Here is a 25,913-nt window from a genome sequence, read left to right on the forward strand (position 1 = left end):
CAACCGCTTAGCACAAATGAGTTCTGATGGCACTCTCCGAACGGTTTCGGAGAGTGCCATCAGCGTCAATTACTTGGCCACTCCCAGATCGTGGCCCTTACACCGGCCTCCCGGATGCCCTTGAGACGGATCTCTGACACGGGCTCCACTTCGAAGTGGAGCAACGGGTCGTTGATCACCCGTACCGTCGGGTGCCCGCCGCTGCCTTCTTCCAGGTGCGAGGCCAGGAGCAGCGTGTAGTTCTCCCGTTGTTCCTGTGCTCGCAGGAACTCGGCTTTGGTCAGCGAGACTTCGGCCGGGAGCGGGCCGCCGTGGGCTTTGATCTCGTAGTAGCGTCCTGCGGCGTCGACCGCGTCCGCCCCGAGGCCCGGGAGAGCACGCTGGTCGAGCTCGGTCGCGCTCTCGCCAAGGACGTTTGCGAGCAGTTGGATGACCAGCACCTCCTTCGTGCGGTCCTGGTAGGCCAGCGGGGCGGACAGCTCGCGCGGCACCGCGCCGCCGGGACGCGGCCTGGGCAGCCCTGCGTCTCGCTCGCGCACCGCACGCGTCTGCGGCCGGGCTGGAGTCGTTCCAGCTGTCGCGGGCGTGGTGTGGGTGACCGTGGGCTTGCCGAGACTGGCTGGGTCGATCAGTCGGCGCGGGGTGGTCGGCGCACCCTCGGTTGCGGATGCTGGCGGCGTGGGCAGGGCCGTCGATGGTCGGGCTTCGGCGGTCGGCCGTGGCTTGGGGATCAGAGCTGCGGGCTTCGTCAGTTGTGGGCGGGTGGCCTGCCGGGTTGGTGTCGCCGCTGCCCGTTGGGCGCGCTCGCGCAGAAGCTCGGCTCGTCGCTGTTGCTCCTCGTGGTCCCGTTGGCCGGCAGAGGTGAGGGGAACCGTCCGGATCGTGTTCGCCTCTTCCTCGTCCCAGAAGTCGCGCCATCGGTGTACCACCCGAGTGCGCTCCCCTGAGAAGTAGCCGGCCACGGCATGTCCGCCGCCCCAGGTACTGCGCAACGCCTTTGGGTCGACGAGGAACATCGCGTTTGCCTGCCGGTCGATCTGGGCGTCGACCCGGACCTCTAGGGGATCTCGACCCTCGCCGAGATCCAGTCGGATACGCAGTTCGGGCAGGATTCGCACCTCTAGCCCGGCCAGCCAGGCCCACTCCTTGAAAGCCTCGGCGGCCGCCGGCTCGTCGCGGACCAAGCGGTCCTGCAGCCCGGTCACCGCATTCCGAAAGCTCTCGGTGAGCCAGGGGTCGAGTTCCGCACCGTCCAGATCGACGACCTCCGCAGAGCCTGCCTCCAGTCGCTGCACGCCCAGCAACCCCAGTAGTCCGGCGAATTGCTCTATCTCCCCGCCCGGCTGCCAGAGCGGAACATGGTCGGCCAACTGTCGTTCTACGGCCGGGTGCGAGACGGCGTAGACCGGTCGCCGCTTGATCCAGCCGGCACTGGTCCACAGCGGCAACCAGCGCAGCTTCTGCCGAAGGCCGGGCGAAACGACCGTACCGGCTGACCAAACTGACGCGCACAACGACCGCAGGGCTTCCAACATCACCCGCTGCTGCTCGCCGGTCGGGGACGTCCCAACCACCGCGAGCTCCTTCAGCACCTTGACCAGGTCCTCGGGGTCCGGCTCTCCGACGTCGAGAGCCTCCCAGAGCGGAAGAAGTTCGGCCCCGGTCGGCACGAAGGGGCGAAGACCCGCCAGGATGGTGGCGCCCCGAAAGCACGAATTGGGCCGGCGCCATCCCTGGTCCGTGAGCACCAATTCGTCGGCGTTCCGGAAAGCGGCCCAGATCTCATGCTCGACCTGTGCCCGCGAGGTATCAGCCGAGCGCTCCGTCAGACGTCGGGCGAGTGCACGGTAGACCAGATAGACCTCGGTCTTCAGCTCCTCTGGCACCGGAGTTGACAGCTGCGGGCGCTTGCGCAGAACACGGAGGCGCTCGATCAGCTGCGGGACATCCGGGTCACCAGCCACCCCGAGAGCGGTAAGCACCTCCACTCGGCTTGCCAACGCCCTTTGGAACTCTGGGTGCAGGTACTTCGGCTCGTCCTGCCCGTAAAGCGCCTCGGCGTCGGCGGTGCGCAGCTGCAGTTCACCGGGGCGACGCAGCGTGCCACGGGCGTCCTCCAGCCAAGCCGCGTCCCGGAGCTGCCAGACCCACAGCGCGGCGATCGGACCGCGCTCGGTCCATCCGTGATAGGCTGTCGCCGTTTGCACCCGGGCCTGCTCGGGGGTGGTGACCATTCCGTGTTTGCCTAGCGTCTGCAGCAGCGCGGCGGTCCGCCGTCGGCGCTCCGCGACGTCCCGCTCGGTGATGAGGTCCTGGACGACCAGGTCCAGATCGGGGCAGAGCCGGTCGTCCAACGTGAAGGTGGCGCCCAGCTTGCTCATCGCCCACCAGCGCGCGTGGGGCGATAGAGCGGCGTTGCGGGCCAGGCCGACGCGGCTGTCCCGCGTGGTGTACTCCTTCACATCCCCCGCCGGGCCGCGTGGCACTGGCCTTAGCCGGGGCGTGTCCGCCACACCCAGCAGACGCAGGAAGGCCGTTCGACTCAGGCCGCCGCTCTGCGAGGCGGGGAGCAGTGAGCGGGCGTAGGAGCGATGTGCCCAGAGCAGCCCGGGCGTTTTGCGTGCAGCGACCGCGAACCGGTCACCATCGGTGCTCTCCAGCGCCTGGGAAAGGTAGACCTCCGCTGGCCTGACCTGGTGGGTCTTTTCCTCGCCGTCCGCGCCGTAAGCGTAGGCGTCGAGCAGTACAGCCCGCCCGATCTCACCGCCCAGCTGCTCTCGCACCGCCTTCGGAACCTCGCCCAGTGCACGCTGGAGCAGGACGAGCTGCTCGGCATTGGAGAGATCAGCGGCGTCGAGCCTGCCGCCTGCCGAGCCGAGCCTCGCGACCCGGCGCAACACAGCAATCGTGTCGTCGCGGCCCACCAGACAGTCGCGTTGGCGCAGCCACTTGACCACTTGCCGCGCCGGTTCCTCGTCTACCCAGTAGGCGGGATGCAGCTCAAGCAGGACCCCGAGGCGGTCCAACAGCCCGCTGGTCGCTCCTTCGGCGAAGGCGTACTCGCCGCTCACCGGAGTCAGCCGGCGCCCGTCCGCAGTAGCAACACAGCGCTGGTGAGCCAGTTGGAAGCCCAGGCCCGCCGCGAGAGCAACCGCGGTGAGGCGCACTGTGCGGTTGACGTCATATGCCACGCGTGACAGTAGTCCGACCGCGTCTCGAACCGTGATCTCGCTGACGAGCTCTGCCGCGCCCGCTGCCCGCCAGTCCGCGAGGACGTTACGCCAGCGGCCATCATGGTCCCGCCCGGTGTGCGGGAAGCTGTGCACCAGCTTGGCGAGTTGTGCTGTGTCCTGGCCGGAGATCACTCCGGTGAGCTCGGCCGCCTCAACTGCGAGTTCGACCAGGGGAACCGCCGTTCCGTCCTGGAGTGGCAGGCTGAGCCTCGTGGCCACCTGGCCGCGCGCCCGCTCCAGGAAGGCGGCCCGAATTGCGTCCTGGAGCCGGGTGCCGACTTGGGCGGACGGACTGGGCAGCGGCACCAGATGCCACGCCGACGGCTCAACCCGGCCAAGGACATCGAGCACGGCGGACTGCCACAGGTCCGCGACAACCGGGACCAACTCCGCGTTCAACCGGCTCGCCGCGAATCCCTCACGGCTGATCACCGGATCGAACTGTGTATGCACCCGGGCCGCGACGGCCAACGGTGCTACTGGCAGCCCAGCGTGGACGCTACCGGTTGCCACCTGGTGCAGCGGGAGCGCCACGGCCACCGGCACCGAAGCACCGAGCGCCTTGTGGCGCCGACGCCATTCGGCCCGCGCTGGGATCCGCGTGTCGTAGACGCGCCAGCGCTCTCCATCTGGAGTCCGCGCCTCGCGCACTTGGACCACCTGCTCGGTCCCGCCGACGGACAAGCGCAGTGACGTCACGTCCCGCCAGCTCAGCCTCAGGACCTTGGCCATAGCGTGGTCGGCGGGACTATCGACCAGGACGGTTACCCGCTTCAGACTCCGCAAGAAGAGCAATGAGCTGTCCTGCCAGCTCCCGAACCACTCGATGAGCTCGGTGGCCGACAGGGTGTCGGCGGCCAGTGGAATCCGGAAGACCGTCCACCGTGGCCCCGCGATCTGAGGTGGCAGCGACAGCGGCTCGGCCGGCTCAAGGGTCAGGTTGATGAATCGGACGTGGTACGGATGCCCGTGCACCTCCCAAGAGGTCGACAGCTGACGCAATGTTGCCAAGCCGATGCCGAATCTGCCGGTGGCCTCCGCGTCGCCGGTCTTGCCGCTGAGCCACGGCAATCCGAGCCGCAGGATGTCAGCCAGCCGGACACCCTTCCCGTCGTGCGCGATCAGCAACTCGGTGGGACGCCAACACAGTCGAATCTGACTTGCCCCGACGTCGTCGGCGTTCTGCACGATCTCGGAGAGCACCTGGAGCTTGTCCGAGGAGATCGCCTCGGCGCCCTGCTGCCCGCGCTCCGCGATCTGACGGAACACACCGAGCCCGCCACGCAGTCCATCATCGAAGAGCCTGATCGCATGGGCAGCCTCCTCGACCGTCTGAGCCTCGAAGCCGGGGTCGGTCTGCGGATCGGCCAGCAGCGCCTGCACCGCCTGGGCCAGTGCGTCTTCCTCGGTCACTCGTCTCTCCCTCACCCCACCGACTGTCGAGGACAGCATCGGCGCCTAGGCACGGGGCAGATCCTCGACCGACTGAATCCAGCCAAAGCCCAATGCTCATGGATCATCATCGCGAGGCAAGGGTGGCCGGGTCAGACGTCCGACCGGAGGCTGCGTTAGCTCCGGAGGTGGGATCAACTCAGCTGAAACGATACGGAGCAGTGCTTGCCATGTCAGTGCCCGCTGATACGGGCGTCCCATTCCGTTGCTGTCACCCCGCTAAAACTGCTCGCCAGCCTCCAGTCGAACTCGTATCCGGCGCTGTTGCTCCGATCGGTGAACCCGCCCCCTGTGCATATCGCACGGCGACGGCGTACCCACCCGAGTGACGACTCTCAGCACCCTCGACGAGGTGAGTTCAACCCGAGTAACGAGCTTTAGCTGGGCCCGGTCAGGACCTGACCGGGGCTCTGCAGCACGTCTTACGCTTGTGCGCTGATCCTCGTCTTTTGCCTGCGACGCTGACACCGAGCGCTTCCGAGGGGGGCCAGCCTGGGGAGACGGCATCGCTCAAGGATGCCGTTGTCGCCGACCACGGCGAGAGCGGGGCGGCGCCCGTGGGGGACGAAAACCCGCATGCGTACTCTGCCGCCACTGGTTCGGTCCTCATTCACCCCAACGGGTGGCGTGAGGGCCAGGGGCGGCAGCCGGGGCTGTCCGGGAGCTGCAGAGTAGCGGGAGAGGTGAAGGGCCCGACGGTCATCCCACGGGTGACGGGGCGGAAGCTTGAGGAGATCCCTTGATGGACGGCAAGTCGGACATAGCCACCGGAGTCGATGCCGGGACGCCGTGCCCGGAGTGGTGCGACGGCGTACACCCCCACCCCTCTACCTTCCACTACGGCTCGATCTTGATGCTGACCGTGACCAGCAACGACGAGCACTCCGAGAGGCCGCTACTCAAGTTCGCGCTCATGGGCGACACAGACACACAGGTGTCCCACCCGGTCCTGCCGATGATCGACGTTGAAGGGATCACGGATCAGGAACTCGACGAGGCGGGGCTGGACGCATTGATCGGCCAGTTCGAGCAGTTTCTGGTCGAGCTTCGAGGATTCCAGCGCCGACACGGTGAGATCGCCCAGGCGGCGCGCCGCGCCGCCGCCTGACCGGGGCGGTCGCGGCTTCGGAGGCTGCCCCGCGCAGCGGAATCGGCTACTGTGAGTAACTGTAGTGGAGTGGTCGCCACAGCTGGAGTCCATGGGTGACGTGGCGGACAACTTGCCCGCAACTTGCCCGGGAGTATCTATAGCCGTTTGGGACTGACCGACTCGCCGGGGACTCGCCGTCACGGTTAGACGTGCTCTGACCAGGCAATATTGGGACAGGAGTCCGGTGGTTGGGACTGGTCGGCGGATGATCAAGTGTCCTCGTAATGCGTAGGTCGCGGGTTCGAATCCCGCAGGCGGCTCAGGTTTCGGAAGGCCCGGTCAGATGTTCTGGCCGGGCCTTTTGCGTTGCGTCGGGCGTTGTCGGCGAGAAGATCACGAAGTCGACGAGCCGGGGTCGAATGCCCGTCGTCGAAGCCGACGGCTCTCGAGGTCGACTACCTGATCGTCGGGGCCGGGGCCATGGTGGATGAGGACGGCTGGAACGCCGGGATGCGGGGCTGGCCTCGGCCAGCGAGATCCTCGACTACTTCGAGCAGGTGATGCGGAAGACCCTCCTGTCCACCGGCCGCGTCGCCCCCGGGAGGGGGGCGGGCGGCGCGTACGGAGTCGGGCGGGGTGGGCGCGGGGGTCAGCCGATTCGGGCGAGGCCCTTGGCGTTCCGGCGGGCGCGGCCGCGGGAGACCAGCAGCGGGTCCCAGTCCGGGCCGCGGTCGGGCAGCTTGGCCGGGTCGCCGAGCACCGCGCCGGCCGCCACCTCAGGCAGCAGCCGGCGTCCGAGCACCTGTCCGGCGGCGGCGATCCCGCCGGTGGCGACCGCGCTCAGGCCGCTGCCGAAGCGGGTGTTCTGGCCGACCACGTAGAGGCCCTCGACCTCGGTGCGCACGTCCGGCCGCTGGCTGACGTTGCCCCAGCGGGCCATGCCGTAGGGGGTGCCGCCGGTGCTGCGGATGTAGCGCTCGTGGCTGAGCGGGGTCGCCGCCTCCAGGTGGGTGATGCGGTCCCGGAAGGGGCCGATCACCTTCTCGGCGGTGGTCACCATCAGCTCGGTGAACTGCTGCTTGCGGGCCTGGTAGGCGGCGTCCCGGCGGTAGGGCTCGCCGTCCGCCGGGCCGCCCCGTACGCCCCAGAAGTCGTAGCCGGGCGGGCAGAGGGTCAGCAGCTGGAAGTTGCTGTGGCCGGGCGGGCAGACCGCGGCCGCGCCCGGGTCCTTGTGGGAGGCGAAGGAGAACATCAGCATCGGGATCGAGTCCACGGTGCCGTCGCGTTCCCAGCTCTCGATCATCGCCGCGTGCGCGGCCTCCATGTCGTCGCTGCCGTGCCACCAGATGTTGGCGTTGGGCAGGCCGGGCAGTTCGGTGTCGAGCGCGACGTACACCGCGACCAGGGCGCCGCGCATGGTGGCCGCCCGGGTCCGGCCGACCAGCTCGGCGGAGAACGCCTGCTCGCCGCCGCACAGGTCGAGCACGGTGCGCCGGTAGTCCGCGTTGGAGATCACCAGGGGGGCGGATATCCGTCTGCCGTCGGCGAGTTCGACGCCGGTGGCGCGCCCCTGGTCGATCAGGATGCGGCGCACCTCGCAGCGGGTGCGCAGCTCGCCGCCGTACGACTCCAGGGCCTCGACGAAGGCGGCCACCAGGGCCTGTCCGCCGCCCTCCGGGTAGTAGGCGCCGCGCATGTAGTGGTCGAGCATGGCGGCGTGCTCGGCGAAGGTGATGCCGTCCGGCATGGTGCCGTAGTTGCCGGCCTGGGCGGCGATCAGGGTGCGGCCCTTGGGTGAGAGCTCGCAGTGGTCCAGGGCCTCGGCCAGGGTCCGGGTCCGGCGGGACCAGCGCATGGTGTCGGGGAACTGGCGGAACAGCTCGACCATGGGGCGGCCGACCAGGCTCTCCCGGGTGGCACCGGACACCGTCTCGGCGATGTGGACGAAGCGGTCGATCCCCTCGGTCTCCTCGGGCAGCGCCGCGCGGAGCCGGTCGCGGTAGGCCGGCCAGCCGGCCGGCACGTCCACCGTGGCGGTGGGGGTGATGATCCGGTCGAAGCCCTGCTCGTTGTCCATCGGGCGGAAGGTCACCCGGTCGCGGACGCCGAGGCCGGACAGGACGGCCGGGAGGATCCCGTCCGGCCCGCAGTCGCCGATGTAGTGGGTGCCCACGTCGAACTCGTACTTGCGGCGGCGCCGGAAGACGTGGGCGTTGCCCCCGGCCACGTCGTGCTGCTCGAGGACGAGCACCCTGCGCCCGTCGGCAGCCAGATAGGCCGCGCTGACCAGTCCGCCCAGGCCGCTGCCGACCACGATCGCGTCGTAGTGGTCCTCGCCGCCCCCGGCCGTCGGACCCTGCACTCCCCGCATTTCCGCCCCCCACTCGTCTGCCCATCGGCACGTGCCGCCGTCATGGATGTGGATCTCGAAGGCCGGCCCGCTGATGTGTGCCGTCCGATCGCACGGCGGGAAGGAGACCGGATCAGCCACCTCCTCGGGCTTGCCGACCCGGCCGAGCGCGACGTTCCCCGCATCCGCTCCAGCGCGGCCTCGGACAGCTCGCCGACCAGGTCGGTGGCGATCGGGCCCGGGGCGACCGCGTTGGCTCGCACGCCGCGCGGGCCGCACTCCCTGGCCGGGGAGCCGGTGAATCCGGTGATCCCCGCCCCGGAGGCGGCGCAGTTGGCGCGGGCGACGTTACCGTAAATCCCTGATGCTGACGACAGGTTGACGATCGGTCTGTTGATGCGTTCGGGGCCGGTGGGGGCGGCCTGGCCGTCACCGCCGGAGGAAGGTCCCGCCGGCGATGACCCAGAGGCCGGCCGGAACCGGGCCGCACTTGACGACTTCGGTGTGCATCTGGGGGTTGGTGTGGTTCCAGCCGACCCGGCGCTGGTGCTGCTCGTCGGTCGGGTAGAAGGTGAGGCCGGCCTCGGGGTGCTGCCCCTCCTGATAGAGGTACGGCTCGCCCCCGAGCGGGGTGACCACGGTCTGCGAGATGGGCCCGGTCACGGTGATGGCGCCGTTCCCGTCGACGGTCAGGCAGTCGACGTCGAACTCGGCCCGGGTGGTGCCGGACTTCTCGAACACGTGCTGCACCACGACGTGCCCCCGCGGGTGGCCGCCCACCGTACGGGCGCTGACCTGCGCGGTGAGTCGCTCGCCCGGGTTGGGGCCCGGGCCGTGCTCGTTGAGCAGGGTCCAGCTGTACAGGGACAGGTGTTCGGCGGACGCGGACGCGGGCGCGGCTGTGGCGGTGCCGGCGGTTCCGGCGGCGAGAGCCACGGCCGCGGTGGTCAGCGCGATGGCGGTGGTGAGCTTGCGCATGGTCAATCCTCGATCAGGAGAAGGGAGTCGGGTCGTTTTCCGACTGCCTCCAAGCTCCCAGTCCATTCCGCCCCGCGGCCTCCGCCGCAGGGAGGGACCGGGTCCCCCGGTGGGGGAACCGCCCTCCTCCGCCCGGCTCACCGAGTGGCGTGTCACCGGGCGGCGTGGCGTATCGCGTCCAGGGCGAGCGCGGCCGCGGCCAGCGCGGCGGCCAGGCCCGCGACCGCCGGCGGGGCCGGGGCCCGGTCCCCGGAGACGCCGAGGAAGTCCAGCCCGGAGACGTGGGTGACCATCCCGTACCAGAGCATCGGGTAGACGGTCTGGAACAGCCGGGGCCCGTGGGTGAGGCTGCCGCAGAGCAGCGCCAGGGCGGGGACCAGCAGGGCGCCCGCGATGGCGCCCGCCGCCGCCCTGGACTGCCCGGCACCGGCCAGTCGCAGAGCGGGTACGGCCACCACCGCCAGCGCGGGGACGATCCCGGCGAGCAGACCGGCCAGCCCCCGGCGCAGCGGGGACGGACAGGAGGCGAGCAGCTGGTCGATGCTGCCGCCGTCGACTCGGTGGCCCATCCGGGACCAGAGCAGCATCGGCCAGAGCATCGCGAACGGCAGCGCCGGGTGGCTCGGTCCGTCCGGGGTGACGGCCGCCGCGACCATGGCGAGCACGGCCACGCCGGCCCACCACAGCCGCTGCCCCCGCACCAGGACCCGCAACTCCCCGAGCAGCGCGTCGAATCCGATGGGCCCCTGCCGGGGAACGGTCAGCCGGGTCAGGTCCAGGGCGAAGCCCGCCGGGCCGGCCGAGGACGCCGCCGCGCCCCCGGTCGGAGCGCCCGGAGCGCCCGCGCTGGTCCGCCCTTCCGACCCGGCGCCCGCGCTGGTCCGCCCGGCCGACCCGGCGCCCGGGCGGACGTGCGGCCCGTCGAAGCTCCGGAGCCACAGCGCCCCGAGCAGCGCGGTCCCCACCGCCGCACCGGCCAGCAGCACCCCCGTGGCCGCCGGCCCGAGCGCCTCGCCCGGCCCGAGACCGGGCCAGTCGAAGGTGCCGAGCACCCGGTCGTCCGCCGTCAGGCCCACGCCGAACTCAACGCCGTCGACCGGCCGCCCGCCGGCCGCGAGCACCTCCCGGATCGAGGTGGTGATCCGCCGCATGCCCAGTAGGTCCGGCCCGCCGCCGGCCTGGGCGCCCACCACGCAGACCAGCCAGACCGCGAGCCAGACCGCCGCCCCCAGCCCGCCGCGCAGCCCGGGCACGGTGTCGAAGAGCACCGCGCACCCGGCCACCGCCGCCAGCAGCGGCAGCGTGATCAGGACGTACGGCAGCAGCAGCCGCACCACGTCCACCTGGTCCGAGTCGCCCTTGATCAGTTGCACCGCGAGCGCCGTTCCGGCCAGTGCGAGCAGCATCGAGCCGAACAGCAGCAGGTTGCTGACGAACTTGCCCGCCAGGTACCCGATCCGGCTCAGCGGGGTGGCGGCGAGGAGCCGGCCGACGCCGCTCTGCTCGTCCCGCCCGATGGCGCCCCGGGCGATCGCGAAGCCCACCAGCGAGAGCCAGACGGCGCCGCCGAGCGCCGTCACCGTCCCCACGTAGCCGCTGGTGTAGCGGCCGCGCAGGTCGGTCACCTGGAACACCTCCCAGCGGGAGTCGCCCAGTGGTGCGGCCAGCAGCCCGAGCGCGAGGGTGCCGAGCAGCACGACCAGGTAGCCAGGGCGCCGTCGGCGCTCCCGGAAGTCGGCCAGAGCCAGTGCCCCGATCCGCGTCACCATGCCGCCACCTGCTCCGCAGCGGCCCGGTCGGCGGTGAGCAGCAGGTACGCGTCCTCCAGCCGGGGCGGTACCGGCCGCGCCTCGGCGGTGGGCGCATGCCGGGACAGCACCCGCGCCCGGACGCCCTGCGGGGTGCGGGTGGTGCCGCCGAGCAGGAACCGCGAGCGCAGCGGCGGGAGTTGGTCGGCCGGGACCGTCAGCTCCCAGACCGAGCCCTCGGCGCCGCGCAGCAGGTCCTCCGCGCTGCCGTGGTGCAGCAGCCGACCGCCGCCCATCACCGCGATCCGGTCGGCGGTGGCCGCCACGTCCGGGACGATGTGGGTGGAGAGCACGACGATCCGTTCGGCGCCGAGCCCGCTCAGCAGACTGCCGAAGCGCAGCCGCTCCTCGGGATCGAGCCCGACCGTCGGCTCGTCCACGATCAGCAGCGCCGGGTCGTTGAGCAGCGCCTGGGCGATGCCGACCCGCTGGCGCATTCCGCCGGACATCGCCCCCAGGCGCTGCCCGGCCGCGCCCGAGAGGTTGACCAGTTCGAGCAGTTCCTCGATCCGGGCCTTGGCGGAGCGCCGCCGCAGCCCCTTGGCGGCGGCCAGGTAGGCGAGGAACTCGCGGGCGGTGAGCTGCGGGTAGACGCCGAAGTCCTGCGGCAGGTAGCCGACGGCGCGGCGCAGCGGCCCGGGGTGGCGGGCGATGTCCATCCCCTGCCACAGCACCCGCCCCGAGGTGGGCCGGGTGACCGTGGCCAGGATGCGCATCAGACTCGACTTGCCGGCGCCGTTGGCACCGAGCAGGCCGAGCACGCCGGGCCGGAGCGTCAGCGAGAAGGAGTCGACGGCGCGTTTGCCGCCCCGGTACTCCTTGGTGAGGTCGAGGATCTGGAGTTCGGTCACGCCCGAAATGCTTCCGTCCGGGCCGCTTCCGCACATCTGCCGTTCGGCAGATATCCGAGGGCTTCCGGCGCGGAGAACGACGGAGGGGTGGGCCTTTCGGCACACCCCTCCGGTCATCTGATCCGATGTCAGGCCTGGTTGGTCGCGGTCAGTTCTCGCCGGTCCTGGTCAGTCCTGGTCAGTCCTCGTCGCCGAAGTCGCCGCCGGCGTCGCTCCCGTCCGGGGTGCCGCTGAGCGCGAACCCCTGGCGGCGCGCCTCGTAGCAGGCCACCGTGGCGGCCGCCGAGACGTTCAGCGAGCCGACCCGGCCCAGCTGCGGCACGAACACCACCTGGTCGCAGAGCGCCAGCGCCTCGGGCGTGATCCCGCGGTCCTCGTGCCCGAGCACGAAGGCCACCGCCGGGGTCAGCTCGGCGGCGAACATCGGCACCGCCTCGTCCGCCAGCTCCAGCCCGACCACCTTGAAGCCGTCCGCCTTCGCGGCCGCGACCGCCTCGGCGACGGTCGGGAAGTGCTCCACCTTCAGGTACTTGTCCGTGCCCATCGCGGCCTTCTGCGCACCGGTCGAGCGCACCGACGGGGTGTCCCCGGTCAGGTACAGCTTCTCGGCGCCCATCGCCGCCCCGGTCCGGACCACCGAGCCGACGTTGAACGGCGACTGCAGGTTCTCCAGGATCATCGCGAGCCGGAACTCGTTGCTGCGCCGCCACGAGCGGTGCAGTCGCTTCAGTTCGGTCCCGCGCAGCTGCTTCACGACGTCGTTCCCCGTCCACTCTCCGAGCCCTCGCCCGCATCCGGGCGGGGCCGTGCTTCCAGAATCCGGAACCCGTTGACCGACGTGACCCGGGACGTCGGGTAGCCCTGGTCGTTGAGCCACTTCTGCAGCGAGTCCGAGCCCAGGTGCTTCTGCACCACGAGGAACGCCGAACCGTCCGGGGTCAGTCGGCCGAGCCAGTGCGTCAGCAGCCTGCGCAGCTCGGACTTGCCGATCCGGATCGGCGGATTGGAGTAGATGGTGGCGAACCGGAGGTCCTCGGGGACGTCCTCCGGCAGCGCGGCCTGGACGTTGCCAAGCCGCAGCGCCTCGGCGTTCAGCCGGACCAGCTCCAGCGCGCGCTCGTTGACGTCCACCGCCCAGACCGGCAGCCGCTTGCGCCGGGTCGCCCAGGTCAGCGCGATCGGGCCGTAGCCGCAGCCGATGTCCAGGATCGGCCCGCGCACCCGCGGCTGCGGGGCGTGCTCCAGCAGGATCCGGGTGCCCTGGTCGAGCCGACCGTGCGAGAACACCCCGGTGTCGGTGGTCAGTTCGAGGGTCAGGTCCGGCAGCGAGACCGTGATCGGCCGGCGCTCGCTGGCGACCTCGGGTGCACTGGAGAAGTAGTGCGAGCCGGACATGATTTCCCCGTCGTTCGTATGGGCCTCGGGGCCACCGGGTGGGTGTGGGTAAGCCCTGGGTACGGCACCGATCGTACCCCCGGTGGCCTGCGGCGCGTTCCGCGCGGCCCCGCGGTGCGGGCCCGCCGGAGGCCCGCCGGGGACCCCGACGGGGGCGGGGCGAGGGCGGGGCGAGGGCGGGCCGGCCGCCGGCGTTACAGCGTGCCCGGGGTCTTGCGGGTGGTGATGTTGATCCGGTTCCAGGCGTTGATGGTGAAGCACACCGAGATCAGCTGTGCCAGCTCCGCCTCGGCGAAGTGATCGGCGGCCCGGGCGTACACCGCGTCCGAGACCCCGGCGCCGATCCGCACGATCTCCTCGGCCAGCGCGAGCGCGGCCCGCTCGCGCTCGCTGTACACCCCGGCCGGGGCCTCGTGCCAGACCGGCAGCAGGTAGATCCGCTCGTCGGTCTCGCCGGCCTTGCGGGCGTCCTTGGCGTGCATGTCCAGGCAGTACGCGCAGTTGTTCAGCTGCGAGGTGCGCATCTGCACCAGCTCGACCAGCGCCGGGTCGAGGCCCTCGCGGGCGGCCGCGTCCAGGGCGATCATCGCGCGGAACACCTTGGGGACGGTGCGGGCGTAGTCGAGGCGGGCGGGGGCGGAGGTGATCTCGTTCGTCGTCATGGCTACGACCCTAGGAGCGGAATGCACCCGTGCCATGGGTCATTCCGGTGCGGAATCCATGGGTCAATTCGGCCCGGTGGCGCGACCGGACAACACGCCGGAGCGGCCCCGGCGCGTCGCGTCCGCGCGCCCGGCGGCGGATACTGCCAGTACGCCATCCGGGCCCTGGGAGTCTCCCGACAGTGAGGACGGACGCCATGCCGCAGGACCACGAGGACTACCTGATCGACGAGACCACCGAAACCGTCGAACCCGACGAGGAGGAGCCCACCGGCGACGAGTACGACGAGGTCGCCGAGCGCCGGGCCCTCGGCGCGGACCCGGCCACCGACGTCGCCGACGCCGCCGAGCAGAGCCGGATCGTCCAGCTCGACGAGGACGACTACCGCGAGTAGGCCGTCCGGCCCCACCACCCCTACAGCGCCTTGCGGCGCTGCAGCCAGGTCATCGCCGCCCAGCCCGGCAGCACCGGCAGGATCAGCGTCAGCAGCCGGAACAGCGCCACCGCCGCCAGCGCACCGCCCTCCTCCATCGACGCGGTCTGTTGCAGCCCGATGACCAGCGCCATGTCCACCGCGCCGGCCCCGCCCGGAGTCGGCGCGGCGTTGCCCGCCGCATTGCCGACCAGGAACACCACGGCCACCGAGGCGAAGGACGGCTCCCGGCCGATCGCCAGGGCGCAGCAGTACAGGCAGGAGATCAGGCAGAGCGACACCAGCAGCTGCCCGGACACCCCCACCGCCAGCCGGCCCGGATTGCGCAGCAGGTCCAGCAGGCGCGGCAGCACCTGAGCCGTCAACGGCCGCAGCCGCGCCCCCAGCCACCGCCGGGCCGGCGGGATCGACCACACCACCGCCAGCAGCACCGCGGCCACCACCAGCCCGACGACCACGGCGGGCAGTGCCTCCAGTTCCGAACCGCCCGGCTGCGCGTCCACCAGGTAGACGAAGGCCCCCAGCTGCAGCAGGTGCAGCACCAGCCCGATCAACTGCCCCACCCCGACGCTGGACAGCGCCTGCGCGGTCGGGATGTTCGCCTGCTGCAGCAGCCGGGTGTTCAGCGCGATCCCGCCGACGCCCCCGGGGGACACCAGCTTCACGAACGCCCCGGCCAGCTGCGCCAGCACGACGTTGCGGAAGTCCAGCCGCTCCGGAACGAACCCGACGAACCCCATCCCCGCCGCCACGTGGCTCAGCCCCGCCGCCACCACCGCCAGCGCCAGCCACCACGGATCGGCGTCCGCGAGGGCCGCGATCGGGTTGTCCTCGGCCGCGAAGAACTGCGGGATCAGCAGCCACCCGGCCACCACCCCGCCCACCACCGCCAGCAGCGTCCGCGGCCGCAGCCGTTCCAGCCGCACCGGCCGCCCCACCACCTCCGGTCGACCGCGCAGCACCTCCGCCCGGATCTCCTCGAGCAGGCCGCCGGTCGGGCCCGGCTCGCCGCCGCCGGAGTCCTGCTGCTCGGCGGAGGGCTCGCCGGCGCCGCGACGGTCTGCCCCGACCGGGCGGACCGGGCCGGTCGGCGCTGCGGCGTACGACCCGGTGGGGGCGGCAGCGCTGCCCGAGCCGCCGTCCCCTCCCGTGGTCGGCCCGGCGACCGCGGCGCCGGCCCCATCGGTGGCCATGCCGATCGTCGCGGGCTCGCCGCTGTCGCCGTGCCCCGGCCGCGCCTCGCCCGCCGGCACGGCCGTGCCGACCTCGCGGGTGAGCAGGGGCGGGGCCGCGTGCCGCCCGGTCGGGCGCGCGCCGCCGGCCGCTTCCGCCGGGCCGCCCTCCAGCGCCTGCGGGTCCGCGGCCGCCGCCTCCTTCCCGTCCGGGTGGCGCTTGAGCGACTGGCGGGTAGTGCGGGCGAGGGCTATCGGCTGGAGGAGGGGGAGGGCGGCGCCCAGGGCGTCGGGTCCGAGGACGGTGGTGGCGGCGCGGACGGAGCGGGCGGCGCCGGCCCGGAGGGCGAGGGTGGTGAGGAGCTGGGCGATGTCGCAGCGCAGGACGAGTTCGCTCGCCGCGATGTCGCCGTCGGCGAAGTCGACCAGGTGGACCGCGCCGGTGTCGTCGACCAGCAGGGAGGAGGGGACGAGGGCGCGGTGGGCGATCTCGCGGCGCTGGAGCAGGGCGAGCTGGCTCCAGGCGTCGGTGAGGAGCTCGTCGGTGATCTCCGAGTCGTCGAGCTGGTCCAGGGTGCGGCCGGCCAGGTGCTCGTAGGCGATCAGGGCGGTGTCGTGGCCGAGGCCCGCGGTGGCGGCGATCCGGCGGGTGCGCACTCCGGCGGCGAGGGCCGCGTAGGTGACCAGGGCCTCGTGTTCCAGCCCGGTGCGCGGTGAGCGCAGTGCGCGGGGGTGGGGCGCGGTGCGCAGCCGCAGTCGACGCCAGGCGCGCTGGACGGCGGCAGCCGTGACGGCCTGCCGGTCGAGGAGTTGGACGTCGAGTTCGGGCCGCTCCTCGGCCTGCCGGATCCGGTAGTGGTCCGGTCCGGCGGGGAGGGCCTCGACGGGCCGCAGCCCGCTGTCCCGCAGGGCGCGCAGGACCTCCCCGGGCCTGGGCCGCGGGTCCGGGGTGCCGACGGCGTACAGGGTGCCGTGGGCGCCGGTCCAGCCGATCAACAGGCCGAGCAGCAGCGCGGTGGGGGTGGCGTACCCGCCGGCCAGTCCGGCGAGGCCGGAGAGCGCGAGGACGGCCCAGGGCAGGCGCCGTTCGCGACTGCCGGAGGCGGTCATGAAGGCGAGGACGGGGGCGAGGTAGCCGTAGACCGGTTCGGTGTGCCCGAGCAGGTTGCCGGGGAGCGGCTGGGTGAGTGCGGTGAGCAGTGAGGGCGGGGCGAGGTCGTCGGCCCACAGATCCAGGGCGAGGGTGGCGCCGTACGCGGTGACGGCGGCGAGCAGGCCGTCGGAGACCTGTTGGAGGGCGCGCCGCCGGTCCGGGCCGAGCAGGCGGCGGACGGCGAGTCCGACCGGCAGCAGCAGGACGGCGGCGGTGGTGAGCCCGCCGGCCAGGCCGGCCAGGGTCTGCGGCACCAGTGCGGCGGCCTCGGCGACGTCGGAGGCGATGCCCACGGTGGTGGCGCGGGCGTAGTCGGCGAGCAGCAGGGTGAGCGCCATCGCGAGCAGGCCGGTGAGCAGCCGGATCAGGGCGACGGGCTGCCGGATCCGGCCGGCGTCGGACAGCGGTCGGGCCCGCCGCCGCTCGGCGCCCGGCCGTCCCGCTGCGCCCGCGTCTGTGCCCGCGCCTGCGCCGTTGCCCGGTTGCCCGGGTATGCCCCCGCTGGTGTCCGGCCGCCCGGCCGGGGCCGTACTGCCGCCCCCGCCGGTGTCGCCGTCCGTTCTCCCCGTCACGATCGCCACGGGTGGCATGCTCCCATGCCACCCGTGGGTCCGGAGCGGGGATCCGGCCCTCGTCAGGCCCGAAGGTCAGGTCTGCCGGGTCGGCAGCACCACCTGGTGGCGCGGGTTGACCTGCCGGGGCGGCTGACGGTGTAGGCGATCAGGTCGGCGACGTCCTCCGCGTGGAGCGCCGGGATGGCGGCGAACATGCCGCCGAGTTGCTCCCGCAGCACCGGGTTGTCGATGTGTCCGCCGAGTTCGGTGTCGGTCAGGCCGGGCGCGATCGCGCTGACCCGGACGTCGCGCGGGCCGAGTTCGGCGCGCAGGGCGGCGGGCAGCTGGGGTTTCTCCGAACCCGCCGCCGCCATGGCGGGTTCGCCGCCCAACCAGGCCCGGGACGCCTTCCTCGACCCCGCCGCCCGCGACTTCCACCCCCAGTGGGAGGCGGTCGTCGCGGAGCCCGTCGCCCAGCTGCGCCGGGACGCCGGACCGCACCCCGACGACCCGGCCCTGGCCGCCCTGGTCGGCGAACTGTCGCTGTGCAGCGAGGAGTTCCGCCGGCTCTGGGCGGACCACCTGGTGCGGGAGAAGACCAGCGGCGTGAAGCTGCTCCGGCACCCGCTGGTCGGCGGGCTCGAGTTCGGCTACGAGATCCTGACCGTCAACGGCGTGCCGGACCAGATGCTGGTCGTCTACACCGCCCCACCGGACTCGCCCACCGCCCAGAAGCCGGCCCTGCTGGCCAGTTGGACGGCCCCGGATGCCGCGCCCGCCACCTCGCCGGGCCCGGCCGGGGCCGGTACGGCGGCACCCGGGGCGGCGGAGCCCGGCACGCCACCCACTCCCGGGGGCGTCCTGAAGCGGCGGCCCGGCCCCGGCCGTCATAGCCTTCGACCATGAGCGCCTGCGAAGACCTCGCCATGGCCCCCCGGGACATCGAGCCCCTCCCGCCCACCGACGGCTGCGCCGACTGCCTGGCCCAGGGCCGTCGGGACTGGGTGCACCTGCGGATCTGCCTGGACTGCGGCCACATCGGCTGCTGCGACAACTCGCCGCAGCGGCACGCCACCGCGCACTTCCACAACTCCTCCCACCCGGTGATCCGCTCGTACGAGCCGGGGGAGGACTGGCGTTGGTGCTTCGTCCACGAGGTCATGGGCTGAGCACGCCCCCGGCCGCCCGGACCCCGGCCTCCCCGGTGGCACCGGCCCGCTGGCCGGATAAAATCCGGACATAACGCCCGTGCGGCCCCTCCGGTCGGCATCCGTCCGGCCGTGGCCGCCGAAGGGAGGCCGACGATGACCAAGCGCACAGCGGGCAGCACCGCCAAGTTCCGCCAGGGCACCCAGGACCTACTGGAACGCCGGGGCATGGTGAGCACGCCCAGCCGGCTCGGACCGAAGCCGCTGGCCGGCGTGGTGTCCTCCGCCGCCGCGAACCCCTCCGGAGACGCCTTCCGCCACGGTGGGCGCGACGCGGCGTCCTCGGTGGTGCCCTCCGCCCCGGCGATGCACGCGGAGCTCAAGGGGCACCGGCACCGCGGCGCGGAGAAGCACTCCGTCCACTGAACGACGGCCCCACAGAACGACGGCCCGGCTGACGACCGGCCCGGCCGGCCGACGGCCCCCTGCCGGAGGTCGAAGGTCCCGCGGGGGCGGACGCCACCGGTCCGGCGTCCGCCCCTGACGCACGCTCAGGGCGCTTGCCGCTCCGCCCCGCCGGGTTGTCGGTACGGTGCGCTACGTTCGTCCCGTTCAGCGGCACGCGGCAATAGGACGGGGGCGCGCCATGGCCGATGTGATCACGGAGGAGCCGGTCGAGCTCCAGTTGGAGCGGTACCGCACCGAACTCACCGGCTACTGCTACCGGATGCTCGGTTCGGTCTTCGAGGCCGAGGACGCGGTGCAGGAGACCATGGTCCGCGCCTGGCGCGGGCACCGGGGCTTCGAGGGGCGGGCCGCGCTGCGCTCCTGGGTGTACCGAATAGCCACCAACGTCTGCCTGGACGCGCTGAACGGCCGCAAGGGCCGCGCCCGTCCGATGGATCTCGCCGGTCCGGTGACGGTGGCCACCGCGAGCGACGCCCGGCTGCCCGGGGTGACGTGGATCGGCCCCGCGCCGGACGACCGGGTCCTGGCCGGGACGGGGGATCCGGCCGACGTGGCCGCCCAGCGCGAGTCGGTGAAGCTGGCCTTCGTCGCCGTGCTGCAGCGCCTCGCGCCCCGGCAGCGGGCGGTGCTGATCCTGCGCGAGGTGCTCGGCTGGAAGGCCGCCGAGGTGGCCGAACTGCTCGGCGTCACGGTCGCCTCGGTCAACAGCGCGTTGCAGCGGGCGCGCGCGGTGCTCGCCGCCGACTCCTCGGCCGCCCGCCCGGCCCCCGCGATGGACGAGGCGCAGCGGGCGCTGCTGGACCGCTACGTCCGCGCCTTCGAGGCGTACGACATGGACGGCCTGGCGGCGCTGCTGCACGAGGACGTCACGCTCAACATGCCGCCGTTCGCGATGTGGCTGCGGGGGCGGGAGGAGATCCGGGCCTGGATGCTGGGCCCGGGGCACGGCTGCCGGGGCTCCCGGCTGCTCCCGGTGACGGCCAACGGCGGCCCGGCCCTCGCCCAGTACCGGCCGAGCCCGGCCGGCGGGCACGAGCCGTGGGCGCTGATCGTGCCGGAGGTGTCGGAGGGCCGGATCACCGGGCTCACCAACTTCCTGGACACCGACGTGCTCTTCCCGCTGTTCGGTCTCCCGGCCCGGCTACCCGCCGAGTAGGCCTCCCGGCCCGGCTCCCCGCCGAGCAGGACGGTCGGGCCGGTCAGGGCGGCGGTGGCAGAGTGGGGGGCGACCGAACCGCCCTGCCCCAGGAGGAACACCGTGACGGCTGAGCCCTTGAGATCCCGCGAGGAGTGGCTGGCCTCCCTGCCCCGGATCTACGCGGCGGCGGGCTGCCTGCTGCGCGACGAGTCCGGCCGGATCCTGATCGTGAAGGCCGGGTACCGCGAGCACTGGCAGTTCCCGGGCGGGACGATCGACCTCGGCGAGGGCCCGGTCGAGTGCGCCGAGCGGGAGTTGGCTGAGGAGACCGGCATCGTCCAGGAGGCGGGCGATCTGCTGGCCATCTCCTGGACCCACCCCTCGGGTGAACTCGACCACCCCGCCCAGCACTTCCTGTTCGACTTCGGTACCGTCCCGGACGGCACCCCGGTGACCGTGCCGGCCGGCGAGCTGGACACCCACCGCTGGGCCCCGGTCGAGGAGGCACTGGAACTGCTCGGTCCGGCCCGTTCGGCCCGGCTGCGGGCGGCGTTGGCGGCGGCCGCCGACGGCCGGGTCCGGATCGTCACCACCCACGTCTCGGGATTCTGAGCGGAACGCGGAAGTGCCGTGCCCCGGGCGGGAGTTCCACCCGGGCACGGCGGGCCGACGGAGGTCTCACCGCTGCTGTCCGGACTCCGCGTTCCGGGCGGCGATGATGGCGGCGACGGCCTCGGCGATGAAGGTCTCCGCCTCGGACTTGTCCACCTTCAGTCCGGCGAGCACGCCCTCGCCGTTCTCGAACTCCAGCAGCGCGAGCAGGATGTGCTCGGTGCCGACGTAGTTGTGGCCGAGCTTGAGCGCCTCGCGGAAGGTCAGCTCGATCACCTTCTTGCCCTGCGCGTCGTACGGGATCAGCGCGGGGATCGCCTGCTCGACCGCGGTCGGCAGGACGGCGGTGGCCGCCGCCCGGACGGCCTCCGGGGTGACGCCCTGGGCGGCGAGCGCCTTGAGCCCGATGCCCTCGGGCTCGGCGAGCAGCCCGAGCAGGATGTGCCCGGCGGTGATCTCGGGGTTGCTCGCCTTCCTGGCCTCCTCCTGCGAGGCCACGATGACCTTGCGGGCCCGGGGCGTGAACCGGGCGAAGCCCTGCTCGGGGTCTAGGTCGGCCGGGGTGCCCGGGCCCTTGGGGACGAAGCGCTTCTGGGCGGCCTGCTTGCTGACGCCCATGCTGCGGCCGATGTCGGTCCAGGAGGCGCCGGAGCGGCGGGCCTGGTCCACGAAGTGGCCGATCAGGTGATCGGCGAGGTCGCCGAGGTGGTCGGCGGCGATGACCGCGTCGGAGAGCTGGTCGAGCGCGTCGGTGTGGACCTTCTTGATCGCGGCGATCAGGTCGTCGAGGCGCAGCGGAGTGGTGTTGGGAACAACGGGATTCTCCATGCGTCAACCGTAGGTTGTCGATCCGAGGATCGTCAACCATGAGTTGACGCTACCTGTGGGTAGCTTGTTTTCGTGTCCCGTCGAACGCCCCCGACGTGCTACGCGCCCTACGCGCCGGGCAGCAGCCGCTCCCGGACGGCGGCGATCCGGGCGGGCGTGACCCCCGCCGCGAGCAGGTAGCCCACCGGATCGAGCCCCTCGAGGGCGGCAGTCAGAGCGGCCTCGGCGGTGGTCCCGGCCTCGGCCAGCGCCGCGTCGATCCGGCGGTACGGGTCCGGCAGACCGAGCATCGCGTACAGCGGACGGACGTTGGGGGCGCTCAGCAGGTAGTCCTCGGCGATCGCGGCCCGGTCGACCCCGGCCAGGGCGAGCAGCAGCAGGGCGGCCAGGCCGGTGCGGTCACGGCCGGCGCCGCAGTGCACCACCAGTCCGCCGGGGCGGGCGTCGGCGATCGCGGTGACCAGCGCGGCGGCGGCGTGCGGGCAGTGCTCCAGGTACGGACGGAAGGCCAGCGGGGTGCCGTCCAGTCGGCCGTGGGTCTCCCACCAGGCGGGGCCGGCCAGCTCGTCCAGCGGGACGCGGACCAGTTCGACGTCCTCGGGGAGCGGGAGGAGCGGCTTGTACTCCTCGGCGTCGCGCAGGTCGACCACGGTGCGGACACCGTGGTCGAGGAGGGCGTCCCAGCCCTCGCGGGTGAGGCGGTCCAGGTTGTCCGCCCGGACTATCGCGCCACGGACGGTCGGTCGGCCGGAGGCGGTGGGCAGTCCGCCCAGGTCGCGGACGTTCAGGCAGCCGTCCCAGACGAGGGTGCGGTCCTCGGTGGTGGTCAGCGCGTCGGTCCGCATGGTGGGCTCCCCGTTTCCTCGGTCGGGGGCCCGTTACCCCCTCGTTATAAGGACTCCCGGGAGATCCCGATGGTTCCTGACTGTTCGAACGGTCGGAACCCGCAGTTCAGGCGGTGGCCCGAGCGGGGCTCAGGCGGCGACGGGGGCCTCGACCTCGGCCTCGACCTCGGCCTCGACCAGCTTCTCGATCGGCTCGACCGCGATCTGGCCGAGCAGCGAACCGCCCACGATCGCGCCGATCAGGAACACGGTGGACAGCCAGGCCATGGTCGACACCGGCAGGGTGAAGGCGCCGACCACCCGGGCCGCGCACTCGGCCAGCAGCGCGGTGCCCCAGATGCCGGCGAACACCCGCTCGTGGCGGTGGAAGGCCCGCGAGGCGGCCGCCCGGCCCTCGACCAGCCGCTGCCAGGCGGCGGCGCGATCCCGGTTGCCCTTGGTGACGAAGGGCATCAGCATCGGGGTCATCACCGGACGGCCGACCAGCGCCGAGACCAGGATCGCCAGCGCAACGGTGCCGCTCAGCAAGCCGTCCTTGGCGATCATCATCCGGGCGTCGCCGGTGACGAAGGTGAGCGCCAGACCGGCCAGGTTGACCACCAGCATCAGCGAGGCCCACAGGTTGACCTTGCGCTCGCCCAGCAGGCCGAGGACGGTCCGGCCGGCCGAGAAGGCGCTGCTCCAGGCCAGCGCGGCGAACTCGCTCAGGCCGCAGGCCGAGTGCAGCAGGTAGTAGCCGGCCAGCGGCGCGACCACGTCGAGGACGATCGGGCGCAGCCCGGAGACCAGCGGGTTCGGCGCTTCGGCGGCCTGGGCGGGAGCGGCGGTGGCGGCGCTGACGGTCTGGCTGCTCATGGTGGGTTCCTCCCCCGGCTGGTGACTGCGGGCCGCTGCCCGCGTCGTGCCTCCAGTCTTTCCGTCCGGCCCTCCGTCGGAGCAGTGCCGTCCGTTGCGTGATCCGCATGACAGTTGTCACTGGGCGGACCGTGACACCGGCGCTGACCAGCTCATTCCTCCGGGGGCGTGCACAGCGCGCGGGCCGGCGTGTCCAGGCGGCGCACCGTCCGGAACCGTTCGTCCCCGACGGACGGGAGCCCCTGTGCGGCGCCGGCCAGGACGTGGTGCGACCGGCCCACCCCGCTCGACCGGGGAGCAGTCGGACGGGCCCGGGCGGACATCAGGAGTACGGGCGCGGGGTCACGGCGGCGGGTCCGGCGGCTTCGGCGGACCCGGCGATCCGGTCACGGTCGCGACCTGAATCGATTCGTCCACCAACAAGCCTGGCGGGGGCGGCGTTCCGGGGTCGCGGACGAACGGCAGCCGGCCATTGGATCTTGGTTCCGACCGGTCCGGTCCTTCGACCGGAGCCGACCCGTTCGCTCGAATGGCGCATCATGTGGCGGGTGCAGAGTGCAGAACGCCCCGGAGCGGGCACCGGCAGCCCCCTCGGCCGGTCCGGACCAGTACCTCCCGCCGGCCCCCCGCCGGGCGGGGGCGCCGTTCCCACCGACCTGACCGAGGCGGTCCGCGCCGCGCAGGAGGGTGACGAACAGGCGTTCCGGCTGCTCTTCCGGACCGTCCAGCCGGGTCTGCTGCGCTACCTGAGAGTGCTGGTCGGCGGACGGCCGGAGGACATGCAGGACGCCGAGGACATCGCCTCCGAGACCTGGCTGCAGATCGCCCGCGACCTCCGCGGCTTCTCCGGCGACGGGGACGGCTTCCGCGGCTGGGCCGCCACCATCGCCCGCAACCGCGCGATGGACCACCTGCGCGCCCGCCGCCGCCGCCCGGTCGCCGACCTGCCGTTCGAGTACCTGGTCGAGCTGGCCGCCGGGGACGACACCGCGCGCGCCGCGCTCACCACGGTCGGCACCGCCGACGCGCTGGCGCTGATCTCCCGGCTGCCGCGCGACCAGGCCGAGGCGGTGCTGCTGAGAGTGGTCATGGAGCTGGACGCCGAGAGCGCCGCCCAGGTGCTCGGCAAGCGGGCCGGCAGCGTCCGGATGGCCGCCCACCGGGGGCTGCGGCGGCTGGCCAAGCTGCTGGACCAGCCCTTCGCCTCCGGCGCCGGGATCCCGGCCGCCCGGCGGACCGAACCGGGTGCCGCGGGCCGGGCCGCGCCGACCGCGAAGGAGCCCGCTGAGGAAGCCGCGGGGAAACCCGCGAAAAAAAGTTCTCCGCAGGGTGTGACAGAACGCCGGGCCGCGACGCTGAAGGACATGAGATGAGCACCAACCGATCCCGTCGGATCGACCGTGATGCCGCCGAGCAGCTGCTCGGCGGTGCCGTGGCCGCCCCGTCGGCCGGGCAGGACGCCTCGCTCACCGGACCGGACGGTCCCGGGCAGCTCGCCCGGGTGCTGGCCGCGGCCGCCGCCCCGGCGACGGCGGCGGAACTGGCCGGGGAGGAGGCCGCCCTGGCCGCGTTCCGGGAGGCGAGTCTCACGCCCGACCCCGTAGTGACCCCCATCCGGAGACGATCGATGGCAACCGCCGCGCTGGCCAGGGCCTTCAGCACGAAGGCCGCTGCCGCCGTGCTCGGCGCCACCGCGCTGTGCGGGGTCGCGGTCGCCGCCGGCACCGGGAACTGGCAGTCCGCCCTCGGCGGCGGCTCGTCCGAGCCGGAGCACACGGTGGCCACCTCGGGCAGCCCGTCCGGCTCCACCCGGAGCGCGACCGGCAACACCGGATCCGCGTCCCCGAACGGCTCCGCCCGGCCGTCCACCGGCGCCTCGGCCGATCCCCACGGCCTCGCCCCGTCCGACCCCGCCTCGCCCGGCGGGAACGGCGTCCACCCCGCCCCACCCGCCGCGCTGGTCCCGCTCTGCCAGAGCTTCGCGGACCGCACGGCCAAGGGCGAGCACCCCCGCCAGCTGGCCGCCGACCCGGTCTTCGCCCAGCTGATCGCGGCGGCCGGCGGAGCGGACGGCGTGCCGGACTTCTGCGGCGGCTCCCTCAGCCGTCCGGGCGGCGACCACCAGGGCACCGGCGGGCAACCCGGCACCGCCGGGCACGGCGGCAGCGGCACCGGCAGCGGTGCGAGCAAGGGCAACGCGAACGGCGACACCAACGGTCAGGACACCAGCGGAGTCAAGCCCGGCAAGGGCGGCGTGACCCTCCCGAGCCCATCGGCCGTACCCACCCCGCCGAACGTCCATCCGAGCAGAACCGGCCCCTCCGAGGACGACCAATCGACCCGGAGATGACCCCCAGAACTCCGGGTGGGCGGCGAGCGACTCCCCCCGGGCTCGCCGCCCACCCGGACCGCACCACCCCGCAGTAACCGCAGGACGCACAACCACCCGAACCCCGGGTGGCCGGTTGGCTCCCCCGTGCCCGCCGTCCACCCGGCCGGCCCCGGCCGGACCGGCAGGCGCTCACCCCGGACGCGCCGCCGGCCCGGCCGGCCCGGAACGTGCGGCCCGCCCGCCCGCAGTCAGGGCGGGCCGCACCCCCGATCCGGCGGTCGGGGGACCGCTGCCCGGTCCCCCGGCCGCCATGCCGCATCCGCGTCGTCGTGGGCGCGCGGGCTCCGCCCCGCGCCCCCACGACGAGCCCTCCACCCCCTCATGGGCGCACCCCCACCCCCTCGTGGGCGCGCGGGCCCCGCCTCGCGCGCCCACGCCCACCTCCCCCCCACGACTCACCCAGGCGAGAGGGATGTGCTGCAGGAGGGGCGGTGGAGGGGGTGGCCCGGAGAGGGGCGTTGCGGGTGATTTTCAGACTGCCAACGGCGCCCGGCC

22 protein-coding genes and 1 pseudogene are annotated in these 25,913 nt (G+C 72.9%); 9 read left to right on the forward strand and 14 right to left on the reverse strand.

What is annotated here, in order from left to right; genetic code table 11:
• Positions 1-65: 65 nt before the first annotated feature.
• The gene (locus tag O1G21_RS21190) at positions 66-4,646 is read right to left on the reverse strand and encodes a sacsin N-terminal ATP-binding-like domain-containing protein (protein ID WP_270146067.1); all 4,581 of its coding nucleotides are present in this window, start codon (positions 4,644-4,646) and stop codon (positions 66-68) included.
• Between the two features lie 781 nt (positions 4,647-5,427).
• Here O1G21_RS21190 and O1G21_RS21195 point away from each other — a divergent pair.
• Positions 5,428-5,793: a DUF6907 domain-containing protein gene (locus O1G21_RS21195; protein WP_270146068.1), complete on the forward strand. Its 366-nt coding sequence runs from the start codon at positions 5,428-5,430 to the stop codon at positions 5,791-5,793.
• A 631-nt stretch (positions 5,794-6,424) separates the two neighbouring features.
• Here O1G21_RS21195 and O1G21_RS21200 read toward each other — a convergent pair.
• From O1G21_RS21200 to O1G21_RS21235, 8 genes and pseudogenes are all read right to left on the reverse strand, one after another.
• Entirely contained in the window at positions 6,425-8,146 is a 1,722-nt protein-coding gene (locus tag O1G21_RS21200; RefSeq protein ID WP_270146069.1) for a phytoene desaturase family protein, read from the reverse strand.
• Between the two features lie 236 nt (positions 8,147-8,382).
• Positions 8,383-8,523 (reverse strand): annotated as a pseudogene (locus O1G21_RS21205) (beta-ketoacyl-ACP reductase); the annotation flags it as partial.
• 31 nt (positions 8,524-8,554) lie between these two features.
• The gene (locus O1G21_RS21210) at positions 8,555-9,103 is read right to left on the reverse strand and encodes a hypothetical protein (protein ID WP_270146070.1); all 549 of its coding nucleotides are present in this window, start codon (positions 9,101-9,103) and stop codon (positions 8,555-8,557) included.
• Positions 9,104-9,255: 152 nt separating this feature from the next.
• Positions 9,256-10,872 (reverse strand): ABC transporter permease, encoded by a 1,617-nt coding sequence (locus tag O1G21_RS21215; protein WP_270146071.1) that lies wholly within the window; start codon positions 10,870-10,872, stop codon positions 9,256-9,258.
• Positions 10,866-11,762 carry an ABC transporter ATP-binding protein gene (locus O1G21_RS21220; RefSeq protein WP_270146072.1) on the reverse strand — a complete coding sequence of 299 codons (897 nt, stop codon included), beginning with the start codon at positions 11,760-11,762 and terminating at the stop codon, positions 10,866-10,868. The genes O1G21_RS21215 and O1G21_RS21220 overlap by 7 nt, the downstream gene beginning before the upstream one ends.
• Before the next feature lie 178 nt (positions 11,763-11,940).
• Complete coding sequence (locus O1G21_RS21225; RefSeq protein ID WP_270146073.1) at positions 11,941-12,516, reverse strand: TrmH family RNA methyltransferase; 576 nt, start codon at positions 12,514-12,516, stop codon at positions 11,941-11,943.
• A complete protein-coding gene (locus tag O1G21_RS21230; protein ID WP_270146074.1) occupies positions 12,513-13,157 on the reverse strand; it encodes a class I SAM-dependent methyltransferase in 645 nt (214 codons plus the stop codon). The genes O1G21_RS21225 and O1G21_RS21230 overlap by 4 nt, the downstream gene beginning before the upstream one ends.
• Before the next feature lie 194 nt (positions 13,158-13,351).
• Complete coding sequence (locus tag O1G21_RS21235) at positions 13,352-13,819, reverse strand: carboxymuconolactone decarboxylase family protein (RefSeq protein ID WP_270146075.1); 468 nt, start codon at positions 13,817-13,819, stop codon at positions 13,352-13,354.
• A gap of 197 nt (positions 13,820-14,016) precedes the next feature.
• On the opposite strand from O1G21_RS21235, the gene O1G21_RS21240 reads away from it, so the two are divergent.
• Positions 14,017-14,214: a hypothetical protein gene (locus O1G21_RS21240; protein WP_270146076.1), complete on the forward strand. Its 198-nt coding sequence runs from the start codon at positions 14,017-14,019 to the stop codon at positions 14,212-14,214.
• A gap of 20 nt (positions 14,215-14,234) precedes the next feature.
• Here the strand turns inward: O1G21_RS21240 and O1G21_RS21245 are convergent, their stop codons facing one another.
• Together O1G21_RS21245 and O1G21_RS21250 are read right to left on the reverse strand one after the other, a co-directional pair.
• Complete coding sequence (locus tag O1G21_RS21245; protein WP_270146077.1) at positions 14,235-17,159, reverse strand: lysylphosphatidylglycerol synthase transmembrane domain-containing protein; 2,925 nt, start codon at positions 17,157-17,159, stop codon at positions 14,235-14,237.
• A 53-nt stretch (positions 17,160-17,212) separates the two neighbouring features.
• On the reverse strand, positions 17,213-17,524 hold the full coding sequence (locus O1G21_RS21250; RefSeq protein WP_405000689.1) for a Rossmann-fold NAD(P)-binding domain-containing protein: 312 nt from the start codon (positions 17,522-17,524) through the stop codon (positions 17,213-17,215).
• Here O1G21_RS21250 and O1G21_RS21255 point away from each other — a divergent pair.
• The 5 genes from O1G21_RS21255 to O1G21_RS21275 all read left to right on the forward strand — a co-directional run bounded on the left by O1G21_RS21255 (position 17,505) and on the right by O1G21_RS21275 (position 20,498).
• Entirely contained in the window at positions 17,505-18,038 is a 534-nt protein-coding gene (locus O1G21_RS21255) for an MmyB family transcriptional regulator (RefSeq protein ID WP_270146078.1), read from the forward strand. The genes O1G21_RS21250 and O1G21_RS21255 overlap by 20 nt on opposite strands.
• The gene (locus O1G21_RS21260; RefSeq protein ID WP_270146079.1) at positions 18,035-18,301 is read left to right on the forward strand and encodes a UBP-type zinc finger domain-containing protein; all 267 of its coding nucleotides are present in this window, start codon (positions 18,035-18,037) and stop codon (positions 18,299-18,301) included. The genes O1G21_RS21255 and O1G21_RS21260 overlap by 4 nt, the downstream gene beginning before the upstream one ends.
• A gap of 135 nt (positions 18,302-18,436) precedes the next feature.
• Complete coding sequence (locus O1G21_RS21265) at positions 18,437-18,706, forward strand: hypothetical protein (RefSeq protein ID WP_270146080.1); 270 nt, start codon at positions 18,437-18,439, stop codon at positions 18,704-18,706.
• A 220-nt stretch (positions 18,707-18,926) separates the two neighbouring features.
• Complete coding sequence (locus O1G21_RS21270) at positions 18,927-19,904, forward strand: sigma-70 family RNA polymerase sigma factor (protein ID WP_270146081.1); 978 nt, start codon at positions 18,927-18,929, stop codon at positions 19,902-19,904.
• 102 nt (positions 19,905-20,006) lie between these two features.
• Complete coding sequence (locus O1G21_RS21275; protein ID WP_270146082.1) at positions 20,007-20,498, forward strand: NUDIX domain-containing protein; 492 nt, start codon at positions 20,007-20,009, stop codon at positions 20,496-20,498.
• Between the two features lie 66 nt (positions 20,499-20,564).
• Here O1G21_RS21275 and O1G21_RS21280 read toward each other — a convergent pair whose 3' ends face one another.
• The 3 genes from O1G21_RS21280 to O1G21_RS21290 all read right to left on the reverse strand — a co-directional run bounded on the left by O1G21_RS21280 (position 20,565) and on the right by O1G21_RS21290 (position 23,026).
• Complete coding sequence (locus tag O1G21_RS21280; protein WP_270146083.1) at positions 20,565-21,326, reverse strand: Clp protease N-terminal domain-containing protein; 762 nt, start codon at positions 21,324-21,326, stop codon at positions 20,565-20,567.
• A gap of 107 nt (positions 21,327-21,433) precedes the next feature.
• A complete protein-coding gene (locus tag O1G21_RS21285; RefSeq protein ID WP_270146084.1) occupies positions 21,434-22,171 on the reverse strand; it encodes a tyrosine-protein phosphatase in 738 nt (245 codons plus the stop codon).
• 129 nt (positions 22,172-22,300) lie between these two features.
• A complete protein-coding gene (locus O1G21_RS21290; RefSeq protein WP_270146085.1) occupies positions 22,301-23,026 on the reverse strand; it encodes a VC0807 family protein in 726 nt (241 codons plus the stop codon).
• A gap of 539 nt (positions 23,027-23,565) precedes the next feature.
• Here O1G21_RS21290 and O1G21_RS21295 point away from each other — a divergent pair.
• Both O1G21_RS21295 and O1G21_RS21300 read left to right on the forward strand, forming a co-directional pair.
• The gene (locus O1G21_RS21295; protein ID WP_405000690.1) at positions 23,566-24,399 is read left to right on the forward strand and encodes an RNA polymerase sigma factor; all 834 of its coding nucleotides are present in this window, start codon (positions 23,566-23,568) and stop codon (positions 24,397-24,399) included.
• The gene (locus O1G21_RS21300; protein WP_270146086.1) at positions 24,396-25,376 is read left to right on the forward strand and encodes a hypothetical protein; all 981 of its coding nucleotides are present in this window, start codon (positions 24,396-24,398) and stop codon (positions 25,374-25,376) included. The genes O1G21_RS21295 and O1G21_RS21300 overlap by 4 nt, the downstream gene beginning before the upstream one ends.
• The last annotated feature ends 537 nt before the right edge of the window (positions 25,377-25,913 follow it).

It is taken from the genome of Kitasatospora cathayae, from assembly GCF_027627435.1.
GTDB classification, from domain to species: Bacteria; Actinomycetota; Actinomycetes; order Streptomycetales; family Streptomycetaceae; genus Kitasatospora; species Kitasatospora cathayae.

Coding starts and splice junctions, on each gene's coding strand:
- O1G21_RS21195 (WP_270146068.1), top strand. CDS start 5,428: ATGGACGGCAAGTCGGACATAGCCACCGGAGTCGATGCCGGGACGCCG.
- O1G21_RS21200 (WP_270146069.1), bottom strand. CDS start 8,146: ATGCGGGGAGTGCAGGGTCCGACGGCCGGGGGCGGCGAGGACCACTAC.
- O1G21_RS21210 (WP_270146070.1), bottom strand. CDS start 9,103: ATGCGCAAGCTCACCACCGCCATCGCGCTGACCACCGCGGCCGTGGCT.
- O1G21_RS21215 (WP_270146071.1), bottom strand. CDS start 10,872: ATGGTGACGCGGATCGGGGCACTGGCTCTGGCCGACTTCCGGGAGCGC.
- O1G21_RS21230 (WP_270146074.1), bottom strand. CDS start 13,157: ATGTCCGGCTCGCACTACTTCTCCAGTGCACCCGAGGTCGCCAGCGAG.
- O1G21_RS21235 (WP_270146075.1), bottom strand. CDS start 13,819: ATGACGACGAACGAGATCACCTCCGCCCCCGCCCGCCTCGACTACGCC.
- O1G21_RS21240 (WP_270146076.1), top strand. CDS start 14,017: ATGCCGCAGGACCACGAGGACTACCTGATCGACGAGACCACCGAAACC.
- O1G21_RS21255 (WP_270146078.1), top strand. CDS start 17,505: ATGGCGGGTTCGCCGCCCAACCAGGCCCGGGACGCCTTCCTCGACCCC.
- O1G21_RS21260 (WP_270146079.1), top strand. CDS start 18,035: ATGAGCGCCTGCGAAGACCTCGCCATGGCCCCCCGGGACATCGAGCCC.
- O1G21_RS21265 (WP_270146080.1), top strand. CDS start 18,437: ATGACCAAGCGCACAGCGGGCAGCACCGCCAAGTTCCGCCAGGGCACC.
- O1G21_RS21270 (WP_270146081.1), top strand. CDS start 18,927: ATGGCCGATGTGATCACGGAGGAGCCGGTCGAGCTCCAGTTGGAGCGG.
- O1G21_RS21280 (WP_270146083.1), bottom strand. CDS start 21,326: ATGGAGAATCCCGTTGTTCCCAACACCACTCCGCTGCGCCTCGACGAC.
- O1G21_RS21285 (WP_270146084.1), bottom strand. CDS start 22,171: ATGCGGACCGACGCGCTGACCACCACCGAGGACCGCACCCTCGTCTGG.
- O1G21_RS21290 (WP_270146085.1), bottom strand. CDS start 23,026: ATGAGCAGCCAGACCGTCAGCGCCGCCACCGCCGCTCCCGCCCAGGCC.
- O1G21_RS21295 (WP_405000690.1), top strand. CDS start 23,566: ATGTGGCGGGTGCAGAGTGCAGAACGCCCCGGAGCGGGCACCGGCAGC.
- O1G21_RS21300 (WP_270146086.1), top strand. CDS start 24,396: ATGAGCACCAACCGATCCCGTCGGATCGACCGTGATGCCGCCGAGCAG.